The sequence below is a fragment of the Glycomyces tritici genome, assembly GCF_030403505.1.
Genome location: NZ_JAUEMJ010000004.1, coordinates 299,599 through 315,868, shown reverse-complemented (window position 1 = coordinate 315,868; position 16,270 = coordinate 299,599). Strand labels below are relative to the sequence as shown.

18 protein-coding genes are annotated in these 16,270 nt (G+C 69.0%); 14 read left to right on the top strand and 4 right to left on the bottom strand.

The features are described from left to right. Positions 1-4 precede the first annotated feature (4 nt). The 4 genes from QWI33_RS15485 to trpS all read right to left on the bottom strand — a co-directional run bounded on the left by QWI33_RS15485 (position 5) and on the right by trpS (position 2,434). Positions 5-334 carry a hypothetical protein gene (locus QWI33_RS15485; RefSeq protein ID WP_289958048.1) on the bottom strand — a complete coding sequence of 110 codons (330 nt, stop codon included), beginning with the start codon at positions 332-334 and terminating at the stop codon, positions 5-7. A gap of 3 nt (positions 335-337) precedes the next feature. After that, positions 338-766 (bottom strand): hypothetical protein, encoded by a 429-nt coding sequence (locus QWI33_RS15480; protein ID WP_289958047.1) that lies wholly within the window; start codon positions 764-766, stop codon positions 338-340. A gap of 85 nt (positions 767-851) precedes the next feature. Beyond that, a complete protein-coding gene (locus QWI33_RS15475) occupies positions 852-1,418 on the bottom strand; it encodes a 2'-5' RNA ligase family protein (RefSeq protein ID WP_289958046.1) in 567 nt (188 codons plus the stop codon). After that, on the bottom strand, positions 1,418-2,434 hold the full coding sequence (trpS, locus tag QWI33_RS15470) for a tryptophan--tRNA ligase (RefSeq protein ID WP_289958045.1): 1,017 nt from the start codon (positions 2,432-2,434) through the stop codon (positions 1,418-1,420). Before trpS ends, QWI33_RS15475 begins: the two co-directional genes overlap by 1 nt. Before the next feature lie 118 nt (positions 2,435-2,552). Between trpS and QWI33_RS15465 the strand changes: the two genes are divergently transcribed. The 14 genes from QWI33_RS15465 (at position 2,553) to QWI33_RS15400 (ending at position 16,211) form a co-directional block, all read left to right on the top strand. Further along, a complete protein-coding gene (locus QWI33_RS15465; RefSeq protein WP_289958044.1) occupies positions 2,553-3,377 on the top strand; it encodes a DeoR/GlpR family DNA-binding transcription regulator in 825 nt (274 codons plus the stop codon). Continuing rightward, a complete protein-coding gene (gene galT / locus QWI33_RS15460; RefSeq protein ID WP_289958043.1) occupies positions 3,374-4,486 on the top strand; it encodes a galactose-1-phosphate uridylyltransferase in 1,113 nt (370 codons plus the stop codon). Before QWI33_RS15465 ends, galT begins: the two co-directional genes overlap by 4 nt. Continuing rightward, positions 4,483-5,454 carry a UDP-glucose 4-epimerase GalE gene (gene galE / locus QWI33_RS15455; protein WP_289958042.1) on the top strand — a complete coding sequence of 324 codons (972 nt, stop codon included), beginning with the start codon at positions 4,483-4,485 and terminating at the stop codon, positions 5,452-5,454. The genes galT and galE overlap by 4 nt, the downstream gene beginning before the upstream one ends. Then, positions 5,441-6,583, top strand: a complete 1,143-nt coding sequence (galK, locus tag QWI33_RS15450) for a galactokinase (protein WP_289958041.1) — start codon at positions 5,441-5,443, stop codon at positions 6,581-6,583. Before galE ends, galK begins: the two co-directional genes overlap by 14 nt. A 97-nt stretch (positions 6,584-6,680) precedes the next feature. Then, positions 6,681-7,028, top strand: a complete 348-nt coding sequence (locus QWI33_RS15445) for a hypothetical protein (RefSeq protein WP_289958040.1) — start codon at positions 6,681-6,683, stop codon at positions 7,026-7,028. A 210-nt stretch (positions 7,029-7,238) separates the two neighbouring features. Next, complete coding sequence (locus QWI33_RS15440; RefSeq protein WP_289958039.1) at positions 7,239-8,327, top strand: BMP family lipoprotein; 1,089 nt, start codon at positions 7,239-7,241, stop codon at positions 8,325-8,327. A gap of 30 nt (positions 8,328-8,357) precedes the next feature. After that, positions 8,358-9,989: an ABC transporter ATP-binding protein gene (locus QWI33_RS15435; protein ID WP_289958038.1), complete on the top strand. Its 1,632-nt coding sequence runs from the start codon at positions 8,358-8,360 to the stop codon at positions 9,987-9,989. Further along, positions 9,986-11,269, top strand: coding sequence for an ABC transporter permease (locus tag QWI33_RS15430; protein WP_289958037.1), 1,284 nt, complete (start codon positions 9,986-9,988; stop codon positions 11,267-11,269). The genes QWI33_RS15435 and QWI33_RS15430 overlap by 4 nt, the downstream gene beginning before the upstream one ends. A 5-nt stretch (positions 11,270-11,274) precedes the next feature. After that, positions 11,275-12,552: an ABC transporter permease gene (locus tag QWI33_RS15425; protein ID WP_289958036.1), complete on the top strand. Its 1,278-nt coding sequence runs from the start codon at positions 11,275-11,277 to the stop codon at positions 12,550-12,552. 2 nt (positions 12,553-12,554) lie between these two features. Next, positions 12,555-12,956 (top strand): cytidine deaminase, encoded by a 402-nt coding sequence (locus tag QWI33_RS15420; RefSeq protein WP_289958035.1) that lies wholly within the window; start codon positions 12,555-12,557, stop codon positions 12,954-12,956. Positions 12,957-13,052: 96 nt separating this feature from the next. Next, positions 13,053-14,327 carry a thymidine phosphorylase gene (locus QWI33_RS15415; protein WP_289958034.1) on the top strand — a complete coding sequence of 425 codons (1,275 nt, stop codon included), beginning with the start codon at positions 13,053-13,055 and terminating at the stop codon, positions 14,325-14,327. Positions 14,328-14,711: 384 nt separating this feature from the next. Next, the gene (locus QWI33_RS15410; protein ID WP_289958033.1) at positions 14,712-15,095 is read left to right on the top strand and encodes a VOC family protein; all 384 of its coding nucleotides are present in this window, start codon (positions 14,712-14,714) and stop codon (positions 15,093-15,095) included. Between the two features lie 73 nt (positions 15,096-15,168). Further along, positions 15,169-15,585: a hypothetical protein gene (locus tag QWI33_RS15405; RefSeq protein ID WP_289958032.1), complete on the top strand. Its 417-nt coding sequence runs from the start codon at positions 15,169-15,171 to the stop codon at positions 15,583-15,585. A 227-nt stretch (positions 15,586-15,812) separates the two neighbouring features. Further along, positions 15,813-16,211 carry a VOC family protein gene (locus tag QWI33_RS15400; protein ID WP_289958031.1) on the top strand — a complete coding sequence of 133 codons (399 nt, stop codon included), beginning with the start codon at positions 15,813-15,815 and terminating at the stop codon, positions 16,209-16,211. The last annotated feature ends 59 nt before the right edge of the window (positions 16,212-16,270 follow it).

Sequence of the window (16,270 nt, the reverse complement as noted above, 5' to 3'; positions counted from 1 at the left end):
GTGCTCAGGCCCCCAGCTCGCCGAGGAGTTCGTTGAAGATCCCCGCGACCTCGTCGTCGAGTTCGCGGGTGATCGTGCCGACCTCGCCGAGCATCGTTCCGACGACGTCGATGTCGGCGCCGGCGTCTTGGATGCACTGCTGGAAGGCGGTGAGCACCTCTTGGTGGATGCCGAGGATGAGGCCGCCGACCTCGTCGCCTCCGTAGGCTTCGGAGAGTGCCTCCATCTTCGCTACGAAGTCTTCGGCGAGGGTATTGAAGTCGCCGCCGATAGCGGTGAGCTGGGCCTGGATCTCGGCGAGGAGGTCCGGGTCCATGTCGATCGAGCCCGCCATGGGCTACTCCTTCGTCTTGTCCGGTCCGGTCTCGCCCGCGGCCTGGTGGGCGCGGAGGATGCCGTCCATGAAGTTGTTGAGCTGCGCGCTCGCCTGCTCCTGGAGCGCTTCGACCTGCTGGTTGATGGCGTCGAGGTCGAGGTTCTGGGCGGCGAGCCGCGCCTCGTTCAATGCGGCGAGCGATTCGTTGACGGCGCCGGAGAGCTCCTCCGCCAACTGTTCTGAGCCGATGCGCATGGCGAGGGGGTTCAGGGCGATGCGGATCTCGCCGTTGGCGCTCGCGGTCACCTTGATCAGTCCGTCGGCGCGCTCGACGACCTGCTCGCCTTCGGCGGGGTCGGCGTTCTGACTGGCCTGCACCTGTTTGGACAGCGCCAAGGTCTCCTTGAGGACGTCCGCGAACGGGCTCCCCGAAGATGCTTCCTGTGCCATGAACACTCCTCACTTCCGAACGTGAGGAATCCTAAGCGTTGCCGTCCAGTGCCACAAGACGGCAGGAAGCGATGAAGGGTCCGGTTCAGCCGGTGAGCTGGTAGACCGCCCGCGGTGTCCACGGGATCGGCGCCCCGGCCAGCGTCTCCGAGCTCCAGTCGCCCGGGCTCGGGTGCGTGTAGAGGGTGAACGAGTCCACCCGGAACCGCGCCTCGAACCCGGAGAGGGACTGGAACGCGCGGTCGAGCGCGGCGGTGCCCACGTTCTGCGCGATGGTCACGTGCGGGTGGTACGGGAAGGTCCGCTCGCGCCCGGCCGGGCCCTGGCGGATCGCCGACTCCAGCTGCTCGCACACCGCGATGCCGTCCACGACGGCCGCGAACACCACCTCGGTGACGGGCCGGAACGAGCCGGTCCCGCGCAGGTGCAGGTTGAACGCCGGGCAGGCCGCGGCCACGCCTTCGAGGTGCGCGCGGTAGCCCTCGAGGGTCCCGCCGGGGATCTCGGTGGGGCCCAGCAGGGTCAGGTGGGCGGGCACGATGCCGCCGAGGGGGTCGCCGGAGGCGATGCGGGCGTCGTCCAGGATCTCGCGCCACGGCGAGGGCACGGGGATCGCGACACCGACCGTGACGGCCCGGGCGGACCGCTCCACTAAAGCGCCACCGGCGGGTAGAAGCCGACCTTCTTGTACGCCTTGGCGAGTGTGCGCGCGGCGACGTGGCGGGCCTTCACCGCGCCCTCGGTGAGGATGCGGTCGAGCTCGGCCTTGTCGGCCAGGAACTCCTTGGTCTTCGCGCTGATCGGGCCGAGGTAGTCGGCCACGACCTCGGCGAGGTCGCCCTTGAAGTCGCCGTAGCCCTTCCCGGCGTACTCGGCCTCGATCTTCTCGTGCGTGGTGGCGCCCAGCGCGGCGTAGATGTTCATCAGATTCGACACGCCCGGCTTGTGCTCGGGGTCGTAGCGGACCTCGGCATCGGAGTCGGTGACGGCGCTCTTGATCTTCTTGCGCATCTGGTTCGGCTCGTCGAGGAGGTAGAGGCACCCGCGCGGCGACGGCGAGGACTTCGACATCTTCTTCTCGGGCTCGGCGAGGTCCTTGATCGTCGCGGTCTCCTTGACGATGTAGGCGTCCGGGACGGTGAAGGTCTGGCCGTACGTGGTGTTGAACCGGATCGCGAGGTCGCGGGTCAGCTCGAGGTGCTGGCGCTGGTCCTCGCCGACCGGGACCTGGTCGGTCTGGTACAGCAGGATGTCGGCGGCCTGGAGGATCGGGTAGGTGAACAGCCCGACCGTTGTGCGTTCTTGTTTGGCCGACTTGTCCTTGAACTGGGTCATGCGGGACGCTTCGCCGAAGCCGGTCTCGGTGCCGAGGATCCAGGCGAGCATCGCGTGCTCGGGGACCTGCGACTGGATGAACAGCGTGCACCGCTCGGGGTCGACGCCCAGCGCAAGGAGCTGAGCCGCGCTCACGCGTGAGCGCTGGTGCAATACCTTGGGGTCGTGATCGACGGTGATCGCGTGTTGGTCGACGACGAAGTAGAACGCGTCCGTGGAGTCCTGCATCGCCACCCACTGCCGGATCGCGCCCAGGTAGTTCCCGAGGTGGAACGAGTCCGAGGTCGGTTGGATCCCGGAGAGGACGCGGGGTTTGCGCTCGGCAGTGGTCATGGACCGATTCTGACATCCACGCTGAGAAGGCGGCCACCCGGTATTGCGGCGCCGGCGATCCTGATGTTTAATTGTGTTGGATCTTGAGCACTCTGCTCTCGAAACATGAGGAGGCGGCATGCTGGCGCAGCAGCGACAGAGCCGGATCGCCGAGCGCGTCCACCGAACCGGCGCGGTCAGGGTGGCGGAGCTGGTCGAAGAGTTCGGCGTGTCCGACATGACCATCCGCCGCGACCTCGAGACCCTCGCCGACCGCGGCCTCGTCGCCAAGGTCCACGGCGGCGCGACCGCCGTCGACTTCGGCTCCACCACCGAGCCCGGCTTCGCCGTCAAGCAGGTCCGCCAGGAAGACGAGAAGCAGGCCATCGCCGACGCCGCGGCCACCCTCGTCGGCCCCGGCCAGGCCATCGCCCTCTCCGCCGGCACGACCACGTGGACCCTCGCCCACCGCCTCACCGACGTCCCCGACCTCACCGTCGTCACCAACTCCGTACCCGTCGCCGACGTCTTCTACCGCGCCGGCCGCTCCGACCAGACCGTGATCCTCACCGGCGGCGTCCGCACCCCCTCCGACGCCCTCGTCGGCCCCTTCGCGGTCGCCTCGCTCGAACGCGTCAACGTCGACACCGTCTTCCTCGGCGTCCACGGCATGTCCCTGCGCGCCGGCTTCACCACCCCGAACCTCCTCGAAGCCGAGACCGTCGCGACCCTCGCCGCCAAGGGCCGCCGCCTCGTGGTCGTCGCCGACCACACCAAGTACGACGTCGTCGGCATCGCCACGATCGCGTCCCTCGACGACGCCGACGTCATCGTCACCGACTCCCTCCTCGACGAGGAGGCCCGGCGCCAGCTGCGCGAACACGTCGACCAGGTCGTGCTCGCTCCGGTCCCGGCCGCACCCGGCACCGCAAGACCACGCACTACACCCGAGAAGAGACGATGAGACCCGAGTTCCACATGGAGTCCGGCAGCCTCGCCGACGGCCGCCAGATCCTCTACTACTCGACCGAGTCGGCGAGCGGCCGCGCCGCCTACGCCGACAAGCGCGACCTCGGCGAGCGCGTCAGCGCCGGCGAGATCCGCTACGACCGGCTCCGCGACGAGTGGGTGGCCGTCTCCGCCGGCCGCTCCGGACGCCCGAACCTGCCGGTGGCCTGCCCGCTGTGCCCGTCCCACGGCGACGAGCTCACCGAGGTCCCCGCCCCCGACTACGAGGTCGCGGTCTTCGAGAACCGGTTCCCCAGCTTCGGCGGTTTCGCCGAACCGGGCCCCCTCGCCCCGACCGAGGTCGGGCCCGAGATGGAGGTCGCCGCCCCCGCGAGCGGCCGCTGCGAGGTCGTCGTCTTCTCCGACGACCACGACTCCTCGCTCGTGGCGCTCAGCCCCGAGCGCGTGGCCCTCATCGTCCGGGCCCAGGCGCAGCGCACCGCCGACCTGTACGCCCGCGGCGACGTCGCCCAGGTCTTCTGCTTCGAGAACCGCGGCGTCGAGGTCGGCGTGACCCTGCACCACCCGCACGGCCAGATCTACGGCTACCCGTACGTCACCCCGCAGACCCGCAAGTACCTCGACGCGGCCAAGCGCCACAAGGCGGCCACCGGCCGGGACCTCTTCGACGACATCATCGAATCGGAGTCCCGTTCGGACCGGGTCATCCTCGAGAACGAGCACTGGATCGCGTTCACGCCCTTCGCCGCGCGCTGGCCCTTCGAGGTCCAGATCTACCCGAAGGCCCGCTTCGCCGACCTCACCGAGCTGCCCGAGGAGTACATCGACTCGTTCGCGCCGCTCTACCTGGACCTGCTGCAGCGCTGCGACGCCGCCTACCCGGGCGAGCAGATGCCGTACATGTCCGGCTGGCACCAGGCCCCGACCGGCCCCGACCGCGAGTTCGGGCGCCTGCGCCTGGAGCTCGTCTCGATCCGCCGCGGCCCCGGCCGCGTGAAGTTCCTGGCCTCGTCGGAGTCCGTCATGGGCGGCTGGGTCCACGACATGGGCCCTGAGACCTCTGCGGCGCTGTTGAAAAATTCGAGTCCCAAGGGAGCACTGTGAAGTACCTCGTCACCGGCGGCGCCGGTTACATCGGTTCGATCGTCGCCACGATGCTGCTCGAAGCGGGCCACGAAGTGGTCGTGCTCGACAACTGCTCGACCGGCTCGGCCGAGCGCGTCCCGGCCGGGGCCACGCTGGTGCGCAAGGACGTGCGCGACGCCAACGAGGTCCTCGACGCCACCTTCGACGGGGTCCTGCACTTCGCGGGCCTCATCGCCGCCGGCGAGTCGATGAGCCGCCCGGAGATCTACTGGGAGGCCAACACCACGGGCACGTTCGCGCTGCTCGACGCCATGCGCGAGGCGAACGTGCGGACCCTCGTGTTCTCCTCCACCGCCGCGGTCTACGGCAACCCGACCGAGGTGCCCATCAAGGAGGACGCCGTCAAGGCCCCCACCTCCACCTACGGCGCGACGAAGCTCGCCGGGGACATGGCGATCGCCTCCGAGGTCACCGCGTACGGCCTCGCCGCGGTCTCCCTGCGCTACTTCAACGTCGTGGGCGCCTACCAGGACCAGGCCGGGGTCTGGCACGGCGAGAACCACGAGCCGGAGACGCACATCATCCCGATCGCGTTCGAGGCCGCCGCCGGGAAGCGCGAGTCCTTCGGGCTGTTCGGGGAGGACTACCCGACTCCGGACGGCACCTGCGTCCGCGACTACATCCACGTCGCCGACCTCGCCGAAGCGCACCTGCTCGCCCTCCAGGCCGCCGAGGCCGGAGAGCACAAGATCTACAACCTGGGCAACGGCAACGGCTTCTCCAACAAGGAGGTCGTGGCCACCGTCAAGGCCGTCACCGGAACGGACTTCCCCGTCCAGATCCATCCCCGCCGCCCCGGGGACCCGGCCGAACTCGTCGCCTCCTCGGAGCGCGCGAGGACCGAACTCGGCTGGAAGCCCAGCCGTGACACCCTCGACCGCATGGTCGACGACGCGTGGAAGTACTACCAGCATGCCCACTCCTGACCTGCACGCCATCGAGCTCGCCGAGACCGCCGCGGCGGCCTTCCGCGACACCTTCGGCGCCGAGCCCGAAGGCCTCTGGGCCGCGCCCGGCCGTGTGAACCTCATCGGCGAGCACACCGACTACAACGAGGGCTTCGTGATGCCCTTCGCGCTGCCGTTCTACGCCGCGGCGGCCGTCGCCAAGGCCGAGACCTGGGAGTTCCACTCCACCTACGGCGACGGCGACACGGTCCGCACCGACGCCCTCGAGGGTGTCGAGGGCTGGGCCGGGTACCTCGCCGGGGTCGCCTGGGCGCTGAACGCGTCGGGCTACCCGGTCGGGCCGGCGCGCATCGCCATCAACTCCGACGTGCCCCACGGCGCGGGCCTCTCGTCCTCCGCCGCGCTCGAATGCGCGGTCCTCATCGCGCTCGCGGACCTGTACGGCCACGAGATCGACCGGGCCGAGGCCGCGCGCATCGCGCAGAAGGCCGAGAACGAGTACGTCGGCGCGCCCACGGGCGTGCTCGACCAGTCGGCCTCGCTCCTGTGCACCGAAGGGAACGTCATGTTCCTGGACTGCCGGGACTTCTCGCGCGAGCAGGTGCCGTTCGACCTGGCCGCCGAGGGCCTGGTGATGCTCGTGATCGACACGCGGGCCCCGCACCGGCACGTGGACGGCGAGTACGGCGCCCGCCGCGCCGACTGCGAGGAGGCCGCCCGGCGGCTCGGCGTGCCGTTCCTGCGCGACGCACCGCGCGGCGCGACCCTTGAGGACGAGCGCCTGAACCGGCGGATGCGGCACATCCTCACCGAGAACGACCGCGTCCTCGAGACCGTCGCGATCCTCAAGAAGGGCAACGTCTCCGGGATCGGCGACCTGCTCACCGCCTCGCATGTGTCCCTGCGCGACGACTACGAGGTCTCCTCGGTCGAGCTCGACTCGGCCGTGGACGCCGCGCTCGGCGCGGGCGCCCTCGGTGCCCGCATGACCGGCGGCGGGTTCGGCGGCAGCGCCATCGCCCTCGTCGAGAAGGACGCGGCCCCGCAGGTGGAAGCGGCCGTCATCGAGGCCGCCGAGAAGCAGGGCCTCCCGACCCCGCGCGTCTTCGTCGCCCGCGCCGCAGCGGGGGCCCACCGCGTGGCGTAGACGGCCTCACGTGGCCTGAAGGCACTGCTGTGACAGCGAACAAGGGACCGGTCGCGCTCGCGCGAGGCCGGTCCCTTGCTCTGCAATACTCCTGAGCATGGAATTCGTCCACTTGCTGCTGCGCTACCTCCACCTGCTCGGGTTCGCGGCCGTCTTCGGCGGCTGGCTCGTCTCCCTCCTCTCCAAGAAGTTCAACTTCAACGCCGCGATGCTCTACGGCATCGCGACCCAGCTCGCCACCGGCATCGTCCTGTACGGGATCGCCGCGGCCGACGGCGACGCGAACCACGCCAAGCTCGGCGTGAAGTTCCTGCTCGCGCTCATGCTCGGCGTCATGATCGCGATTCCGGTGTGGAAGAAGCGTGAAACGGTCGCCGCCGGGCACTTCTACGCGACCGGCGCGCTCATCGCGGTGACCGCCGGCGTGGCCGTCTTCTGGACCTAGGGCCGGCCGCGGCGCGGACCCGGCCGTGACCCTTCGCAGGCGCTAGAGCTGCAATCGCGCCGTAGTACGAGTGAAACACCTGTTCATCACTGATCTCAGTCATAGGATGTTTCGGTAACGAAATCATCAAGGTCGGTGTCAAAGGCCATTGAGTGCGGCCATGATGGTGCGGGTATCGACTTACCCCTTGGATTGTCAAAGGAGACCGAGATGGCTGTCAAGCCGTTCAAGCTGGCCGTGGCGGGTCTTTCCGCCGTCGGCCTCGCCGCCCTTGCCGCTTGCGGCCAGGCCCCGTCCGAGAACGGCGGCGACGACAACGCCGACGCTTCGTTCCTCGCGTGCATGGTCACCGACTCCGGTGGCGTGGACGACAAGTCCTTCAACGAGTCCTCCTGGGCCGGCATGGAAGCCGCCGCCGAGGAGAACGACGACATCAAGGTCCAGGTCAAGGAGTCCAGCTCCGAGACCGACTACGACCCGAACCTGCAGGCCACGGTCGACGACGGCTGCAACTTCGTGGTCGGCGTCGGCGGTCTCATGACCGAGAACGTGAACACGGTCGCCACCGCGAACCCGGACATCCCGTTCGCCACGGTCGACGGCTTCTCCGAGGTCCCGAACGTCTACTCGATCCAGTTCGACACCGCCCAGTCCGCGTTCCTCGCCGGCTATGTCGCCGCGTCGCAGACCAAGACGGGCAAGGTCGCCACCTGGGGCGGCGTCAACATCCCGCCGGTGACCATCTTCATGGACGGCTTCGCCGAGGGCATCGCCAAGCACAATGAGGACAAGGGCACCAACGTCGAGCTCCTCGGCTGGGACGAGGCGGCCCAGGACGGCACCTTCATCAACACCTTCGAAGACGCCGCCGCCGGCAAGAGCACCTCGGACACCTTCATCACGCAGGGCGCCGACATCCTCTTCCCGGTCGCCGGCCCCGCCGGCATCGGCGCGCTGACCGCCGCCGCCGAGAACGACGCGGTCTCCGCGATCTGGGTCGACACCGACGGCTTCGAGTCCACCGAGTACGGCGCCGAGATCATCACCTCGGCCGAGAAGGGCCTCGCCACCGCGGTGAAGGACTCCGTGCTCGCCGCCTACGACGCCGCCAACGGAGGGGACGCCATCTCCGGCGCCTACGTGGGCACGCTCGCGAACGACGGCGTCTCCATCGCCCCGTTCCACGACTTCGACTCGGCCGTCTCGGACGAGACCAAGGCCGAGCTGGACGCGCTGACGCAGCAGATCATCGACGGCACGCTCGTCGTCGAGTCGCCGTCCAGCCCCAAAGCTCAGTAACCGAGCGGAACGAAGTCAAAGGACACGCACTTGCGACTCGAACTGAAGGGCCTGACGAAGAAGTTCGGCTCGTTCACCGCTGACGACGACATCGACCTCGTGGTCGAGCCCGGCCAGATCCACGCCATCCTCGGCGAGAACGGCGCGGGCAAGTCGACGCTCATGAACATGCTGTACGGGATCCTGACGCCCACCAGCGGCGAGATCCTGATCGACGAGGAGCCGGTCTCCTTCAACGGTCCGGGCGAGGCGATCGCCGCCGGGATCGGGATGGTGCACCAGCACTTCAAACTCGTCGGGCCTTTCAGCGTCGCTGACAACGTGCAGCTGGGCCGGGAGCACGCCACCGCAGGCGTGCTCTCGGCCAAGGCCGCGCGCAAGGCCGTGCTCGACGTGTCCGAGGAGTACGGCCTCAAACTCGACCCCGACGCGATCTGCGAGGACCTCCCCGTGGGCGTCCAGCAGCGCGTCGAGATCGTCAAGGCCCTCTCCGGGCCGAAGACGCAGCTGCTCATCCTCGACGAGCCGACCGCGGTGCTCACGCCCGCGGAGATCACCGAGCTCCTGCAGATCATGCGGAACCTCGCGGCCGCCGGCACGTCGATCCTGTTCATCTCCCACAAGCTCAAAGAGGTCCAGGCCGTCGCCGACACCATCACGGTGATCCGGCGCGGCAAGGTCGTCGCCGAGCTGGAGCCGACCGCATCGGAGGCCGAGATGGCCTCCGCGATGGTCGGCCGGGCCGTCACGCTCCAGGTCGACAAGTCCCCGGCCGTGCCGGGCGAGGCGCGCCTGGAGGTCCAGGACCTCACCGTCGTCTCCGACGCCGGCGTGAAGGTCCTCGACGGACTCGACCTCACCGTCCACTCCGGTGAGATCGTGGGCCTCGCGGGCGTCGAGGGCAACGGCCAGACCGAACTGGCCCGCTCGATCCTCGGCCTCATCAAGCCCGACTCGGGGACCATCGCGATCGACGGCAAGGACGTGCACGGCACGAGCCCGGCCGCCCGCATCCACGACGGCCTCGGCTACATCCCCGAGGACCGCGGCCGCGACGGCGTCATCAGCGAGTTCTCGGTCGCCGAGAACCTCGTGCTCAACCAGTACCGCAACGCCCCGTTCAGCAGGCGCGGCGCCGTCAACGCGGGCGCCGTGCGCAAGCAGGCCGTCGACTCGATCGCCGAGTTCGACATCCGCACCCAGTCCCCGGACGAGTCGGTCTCCTCGCTCTCCGGCGGCAACGCCCAGAAGGTCATCATCGCCCGCGAGTTCTCCCGGCCGCGCCGGTTCCTCGTCGCGGCGCAGCCGACCCGCGGCGTCGACGTCGGCGCGACCGAGTTCATCCACTCGCGCCTCGTCGCCGAGCGCGACACCGGCACCGGGGTCCTGCTCATCTCGTCCGAACTCGACGAGATCTACGCCCTGGCCGACCGCATCGCCGTGATCTACAACGGCCGCATCGTCGGCGAGGTCGCCCCTGACACGCCCCGCGAGGTGATCGGCCGCCTCATGGTCGGCGCCGACATCGCCGCGGCGGACGGGACCGCTCCGGCGGCCGACGCGGACGAGCGCGATGCGGGCGAGAGCAGCATCGATGCGCGCATTGAAGACGCGGACGACGAAGCCGCGAACGACGAGGAAGCCAACGGAGGTGACCGATGAGCACGGATACGCAAGCCCCGGCCGCAGACCAGCCTGACGCGGACGAGACCCCCGAGCCGAAGCCCAGTTTCATGCGGATCTTCGGCCGCTACCTGACCGAGGCCAACTCGGTCATGGTCACGATCTACTCGCTCCTCCTGGCGTTCTTCATCGGCGGCATCCTCCTCATCGTCTCCGACGAGTACGTGCGCTCCACCTACACGTACTTCTTCGCCCGCCCCCAGGACGCCCTCTCCGCCTCCTGGTACCTCGTCCGCGACTCCTACATCGCGCTGTTCGAGGGCGCGATCCTCAACCTCAACACCCTCGACCGGTTCGCGGCAGGCACCGCCGAGTTCGGCGACCTGCTCCGCCCCCTGTCCGAGACCCTCACCTACGCGACCCCGCTGATCTTCACCGGTCTCGCGGTGGGCCTGGCGTTCCGCGCCGGCCTGTTCAACATCGGCGCCCAGGGCCAGATGATCTTCGGCATGCTCGGCGCGCTCATCGTCGGCTTCGCCCTGGACCTCCCGCCCGTGCTCCACCTGCCGCTCGCGGTCATCGCGGGTGCGGTCGCGGGAGCCGCGTTCGGCGCCGTCCCCGGTGTCCTCAAGGCCACCACCGGCGCGCACGAGGTCATCTCCTCGATCATGCTGAACAACATCGCGGCGCTGTTCCTGGTGTGGGCCATCGGCACCGACTTCCTCCACTCGGAGACGAAGACCGACCTCATCACCAAGCCCGTGGACGAGTCGGCGGTCATGCCGAAGCTCCTCTCCGGGCTCGGCGAGAGCCTCCGCGTGAACTGGGCGCTCATCGTCGGCATCGCCGCCGCGGTCTTCACCTGGTGGCTGCTCTCGCGGTCCACGTTCGGGTTCCGCATCCGCGCCGTCGGCTTCAACGAGCACGCCTCCGCGACCGCGGGCATGCGCATCGGCTCGACGTACACGACCACGATGGCCGTCGCCGGCGGTCTCGCGGGCCTCGCGGGCGCGGCCCTGTCACTGGGCGTCGGCTCCTCGGGCATCACCACGAACACGGCCCTGGAGTACGGCTTCGACGGCATCACCGTCGCCCTCCTCGGCCGCGCCAACCCCGGCGGCATCGTCGCCGCGGCGCTGCTCTTCGGCGCTTTGAAGGCCGGGGCCCTGTCGGCCCAGCCCGATGTGCCCGTTGACATCTCGACGCTGCTGCAGGCGATCATCGTGCTCTTCATCGCCGCTCCCGCACTGGTCAAGGCGATCCTGCATCTGCGCACGCCGCGCGGCGGCCTGGTCACCCTCGAAGCGAAAGGCTGGTGAGCCCCATGGCAGTGGACACCATGACCGCCTCACCCGCGCTCGTCGACGAGACCGCACCGGTCAGGTACGCCAAGGCCGGCGGCGTCCTCGCCGCGCTCGGCCTGCTGCTCCTGGTCATCGCCTTCGCGGTGATCGGCGGCGGCGACACCACCACGATCAGCTTCGACCGCACCCTCACCGACGTCGAATGGCCCCTGCCCACCACGGCCTGCGTGGCGGTCTTCGGCGCGATCGCGGTCGCGGCGGGCGCGTGGATGCTCATCGGGCTCCCCAAGCGCCGCTTCAAGCTCGTCTCCGGGATCGCGGTGGCCGCGTTCGTGCTCGGGCTGCTGTTCTGGGCGTACTCGCAGCCGGGCACCGTGTTCCGCGCGGAGTCGATCCTCGCCGGGGCGCTGTTCCTCTCGCTCCCTTACCTGTTCGGTGCGCTCTCGGGCGTGATCTGCGAACGCTCGGGCGTCATCAACATCGGCATCGAGGGCCAGTTCCTCATGGGCGCCTTCACCGGCGTCCTGGTCGCGAACATCACCGGGAACGTCTACGCGGGCATGGCCGGCGCGATGATCGCCGGCCTCCTCTCGACCATGCTCCTGGCCCTGCTCGCCACGAAGTACCAGGTCAACCAGGTCGTCGTCGGCGTCATCCTCAACCTGCTGGCGCTGGGCTTCACCAGCTTCATGTACGACCAGCTGAAGAAGTCCGAGGGCCTCAACAGCGCCTTCACGGTGCCGACGCTCTCGTGGGGCCCGCTCGCGGACATCCCGGTGATCGGCCCGGTCCTGTTCCAGCAGAAGATCTTCGTCTACATCGGACTCGCCTTGGTGTTCGTGGTGTGGTTCCTGCTCTACCGCACCCGCTGGGGCCTGCGCACCCGCGCGGTCGGCGAGCACCCCGCCGCCGCGGACTCCATGGGCGTCAACGTGAACCGCCTGCGGTACTGGAACGTCACCCTCGCCGGCCTCATCTCCGGTTTCGGCGGCGCCTGGTTCACCATCGCGAACTCCCTGGCGTTCAGCAAGAACATGACGGCCGGGCTCGGCTTCGTGGCGCTCGCGGTCATGATCGTGGGCCGCTGGAACCCGCTCGGCGTGCTCGCCGGCGCGCTCATCTTCGGCTTCACCACCCAGGTCGCCCGCGACCTGGACGCCGCGGGCGGCGCCCTGGTGCCCGGCGAGTTCCTGCAGATGCTCCCGTACGCGGTCACGCTCGTGGTCGTCGCCGGGCTCATCGGCAAGGCCAAGGCCCCTGCTGCCGACGGTGTGCCGTACAACCCGGGGGACAAGTAGCCATGAAGACCGCTGAAACGCCGGACATCGACTGGAACGCCTTGCGCGACAAGGCCCGCGAGGCCATGAGCCACGCGTACGCGCCGTACTCGAAGTTCCCGGTCGGCGTCGCCGGCCTGGTCGACGACGGCCGGATCGTCTCCGGCTGCAACGTCGAGAACGCCTCGTACGGCCTGACCCTCTGCGCTGAATGCGGCATGGTCTCCGAGCTCGCCGCCACCGGCGGCGGGCGACTGGTCGCGATCGCCTGCGTCGACGGCGCGGGCGAACCCCTCACCCCCTGCGGCCGGTGCCGCCAGCTGCTCTACGAGCACGGCGGCGCCGAGTGCCTGGTGGACGCCGCACCGGAGCCGACCACCGTGGGGGCCCTGCTCCCGGGCGCGTTCGGCCCCGAATACCTGTAGGGCGGGGCCGGTCGCACATGGCGCTGTTCGCAGGCCATGCGCGACCGGCCCTCACGCTCTCGGTTCTCGAATTCCATTGTCTGTGAGGGAAACCAAATGATCACCGCTGTAGACGTCATCCGCACCAAGCGCGACGGCGGCGAACTCTCGACCGCCCAGATCGACTGGGTCATCGACGCCTACACCAAGGGCGCCGTCGCGGACGAGCAGATGTCCGCCCTCGCCATGGCGATCTTCCTCAATGGAGCGAAGCCGCGCGAGATCGCCGACTGGACGGCCGCGATGATCCGCTCCGGCATCACGCTCGACCTCTCGTCGGTGGGCAAGCCCTGCGTCGACAAGCACTCCACCGGCGGCGTGGGCGACAAGATCACCCTCCCGCTGGCGCCGCTCGTCGCGGTCTTCGACGTCGCCGTCCCGCAGCTCTCGGGCCGCGGCCTCGGCCACACCGGCGGCACGCTCGACAAGCTCGAGTCGATCCCCGGCTTCCAGGTCGACATGACCGAGGCCCAGGTCCTCGAGCAGCTCAAGGGCATCGGCGCGGTCATCTGCGCCGCCACGGGCGACCTCGCCCCGGCCGACAAGAAGCTCTACGCTCTGCGCGACATCACCTCCACTGTGGAGGCCATCCCGCTCATCGCGTCGTCGATCATGTGCAAGAAGATCGCCGAGGGCGCGGACGCGATCGTCCTCGACGTCAAGGTCGGCTCCGGCGCCTTCATGAAGGACTTTGCGCAGGCCCGCGAACTCGCCGAGACCATGGTCCGCCTCGGCAAGGACCACTCGGTCGACACCCGCGCGCTCCTCACGGACATGTCGATCCCGCTGGGCCGCACGGCCGGCAACGCGCTCGAAGTGCGCGAGTCGGTCGAGGTCCTCGCCGGCGGCGGCCCCGAGGACGTCGTCGAACTGACGGTCGCCCTTGCCAAGGAAATGCTCGCCGCCGCAGGCCGGCCCGACGCCGACCCGGCCGCCGCCCTCAACGACGGCCGCGCGATGGACAAGTGGCGCAAGATGATCGCCGCCCAAGGCGGCCAGGTCGACGCCCCGCTCCCGGTCGCGCGCGAGTTCGAGGAGATCAAGGCCGACGCTGACGGCTTCATCGCCGAGATGGACGCCTACGCGGTCGGCGTCGCAGCCTGGCGCCTCGGCGCGGGCCGCGAACGCCAGGGCCAGCCGGTCCAGTTCGGCGCGGGCATCGAGATCCTGAAGGCCGTGGGCGAGCCGGTTCAGAAGGGCGACACCGTATTCCGCCTTCACACCGACACCCCCGAACGCTTCACCGGCGCCAAGGAATCCCTCGAAGGCCAGTGGAAGGTCGGAGCGGAGCCCGCCAAGCGAGGCCCGATCATCCTCGACCGCGTCGTCTAGGAGTGGTTCCCGGCTGCACCGCCGGACAATAGTTCAATACTCAGGGCGGCAACGCGAAAGCGTTGCCGTCTTAGTGTTTTGCGCTTGTCCCGTCTGGGGAGTTCGGGCCGCCGAATGATCTCCGGTGTTGTCGTCGCTGAGTACGCTCAGCGGCATGGAGTACCCCCGGACCATCAGGTGCAAGGCTGCGTTCTGGGGTGCGAGCTTCACCTGCGGCGGTCGAAAACTCACCGCCCGCGTTGAGTTCCATCCGTCCGTAGCTTCCATCCTGCAGGCGAGCCGAATGGCCGAGGGAGCCGACTGGGCGATGCGCAGTCGCCGCTTCTCCTCGTCGTAGCAGGAATGCGGTTGCGGGCCGGAGCCGCTCCCGGCAGACTTCCGGGCATGGTCTCGGTTCTGCAGAATGTCGCTATCGACTGCGCGAACGCCTATGAGCTGGCGCGGTTCTGGAGTCAAGTGTTCGATCGTCCCCTGCATCCGGAGGACAAGCCCGGGGATGCGGAGACGGAAGTGATGCTGCCGGGAGGCCCGGCGATCTTCTTCAACCAGGTCCCGGAATCGAAGATCGTCAAGAACCGCCTGCACTTGTGCCTGCGGCCGAAGACCACGCGCGAGGAAGAGGTCGAACGGCTCTTGAGTCTCGGCGCCACGCTCGTCCACGACCGCAGGCGAGCGGACGGCACCGGCTGGGCCGTGCTGGCGGACCCTGAAGGCAACGAGTTCTGCGTCCTCAGCGGTGACGCCGACCGCGCGGCGGCGGCTTCTTGAGCCAAAGACCGCCTGAACGTGCCGTCGCAGCCGAGCACACCCCGAGTCATCGCGATCTCGGTAGAGTCCTGTTGTGGCAGAAGACGAACAACGCCCTCCGCGGACCGGTAAGGCAGCGTTCGGCGCTGCGCTCGGGATCTGGGTAGCACAGGCGCTGACCATCGCCTTGGTGTTCCTGCCCTTCTGGAACGCGTCTGGATCCTCTTCCAAGCCCGAGAGCATCTGGGAGGGCTACGAGCCCGCGCTCGTCGGATTGCTTGTAGCCCCTGTGGCTGCAATGATCATCGGCCCGGTGCTGGCTCGTGCCCTCCACCTGCGAACCGCCGCTCTGTACGCTCTGGCGCCGGTGGCTGCGCTCGGCTCACTGGGGCTCTGTGGTTTCGGGTACCTGGAAGGCGTCCCGCTGGTCGCCTTCCTCATAGGCATGACGTGGAACGTCTGCGCCGTCGTCCTGGCGGACAAGAATGCACGATCGCAAACCGACGCCTGAACCTGCCACCCAACCGCGCGCTCAGCAACTGGCTGATCCTTCACCTCCCATCCGGGACGGCCCTTGGTCCGGTCCCGGTGGTCGGAGGGCTTTGGAGGACTCCAGAAACGGCGACCGCTCGGTGCCTTCCTCCACCAGGACCGTCGGTGCAGCCTCGTTCGTACTGGGGCCCAGCCATTCCCGAGGAATCGCCGCAAACGACGGGCCGCGGGCTTTAGCCTGGAGACATGGGCATGCCACGACTTGCGTTCAACGCCATCACCATTGGCGCACCCGACCCGCTCGCGCTCGCCGACTTCTATGCTCGGCTCCTCGGCCGGACGGTGACCACGAAGTCCGGACCCGCACCGGGTGATCCGCCCGAGGCCGGATTCGCAAAGATCGCTTCGGATGGGACCGAACTCGAGCTGAACTTCGAATACGAGCGCCGCTGGAGAACACCCGTCTGGCCCGCCCAACCGGACCGGCCGTTCGCGACGCAGCACCTCGACATCCAGGTCGACGACCTGGACGCCGCAGTCGCGCACGCCATCGCCCAAGGCGCGGTCCTCGCCGAGACGCAACCCCAATCCGACGTCCGAGTCCTCTTCGATCCGGCCGGACACCCCTTCTGCCTGTACCTCTAGGCGGCTTGACACGTCCGAAGGCTCGTCGCCGACGCCACCGGCGGCCTGGACTTCTACGA

What these genes read in the sequence shown, in the direction of transcription:
- QWI33_RS15485 (WP_289958048.1), bottom strand. Translation starts at nt 334, where the DNA reads ATGGCGGGCTCGATCGACATGGACCCGGACCTCCTCGCCGAGATCCAG.
- QWI33_RS15480 (WP_289958047.1), bottom strand. Translation starts at nt 766, where the DNA reads ATGGCACAGGAAGCATCTTCGGGGAGCCCGTTCGCGGACGTCCTCAAG.
- trpS (WP_289958045.1), bottom strand. Translation starts at nt 2,434, where the DNA reads ATGACCACTGCCGAGCGCAAACCCCGCGTCCTCTCCGGGATCCAACCG.
- QWI33_RS15465 (WP_289958044.1), top strand. Translation starts at nt 2,553, where the DNA reads ATGCTGGCGCAGCAGCGACAGAGCCGGATCGCCGAGCGCGTCCACCGA.
- galT (WP_289958043.1), top strand. Translation starts at nt 3,374, where the DNA reads ATGAGACCCGAGTTCCACATGGAGTCCGGCAGCCTCGCCGACGGCCGC.
- galK (WP_289958041.1), top strand. Translation starts at nt 5,441, where the DNA reads ATGCCCACTCCTGACCTGCACGCCATCGAGCTCGCCGAGACCGCCGCG.
- QWI33_RS15445 (WP_289958040.1), top strand. Translation starts at nt 6,681, where the DNA reads ATGGAATTCGTCCACTTGCTGCTGCGCTACCTCCACCTGCTCGGGTTC.
- QWI33_RS15440 (WP_289958039.1), top strand. Translation starts at nt 7,239, where the DNA reads ATGGCTGTCAAGCCGTTCAAGCTGGCCGTGGCGGGTCTTTCCGCCGTC.
- QWI33_RS15430 (WP_289958037.1), top strand. Translation starts at nt 9,986, where the DNA reads ATGAGCACGGATACGCAAGCCCCGGCCGCAGACCAGCCTGACGCGGAC.
- QWI33_RS15425 (WP_289958036.1), top strand. Translation starts at nt 11,275, where the DNA reads ATGGCAGTGGACACCATGACCGCCTCACCCGCGCTCGTCGACGAGACC.
- QWI33_RS15420 (WP_289958035.1), top strand. Translation starts at nt 12,555, where the DNA reads ATGAAGACCGCTGAAACGCCGGACATCGACTGGAACGCCTTGCGCGAC.
- QWI33_RS15415 (WP_289958034.1), top strand. Translation starts at nt 13,053, where the DNA reads ATGATCACCGCTGTAGACGTCATCCGCACCAAGCGCGACGGCGGCGAA.
- QWI33_RS15410 (WP_289958033.1), top strand. Translation starts at nt 14,712, where the DNA reads ATGGTCTCGGTTCTGCAGAATGTCGCTATCGACTGCGCGAACGCCTAT.
- QWI33_RS15400 (WP_289958031.1), top strand. Translation starts at nt 15,813, where the DNA reads ATGGGCATGCCACGACTTGCGTTCAACGCCATCACCATTGGCGCACCC.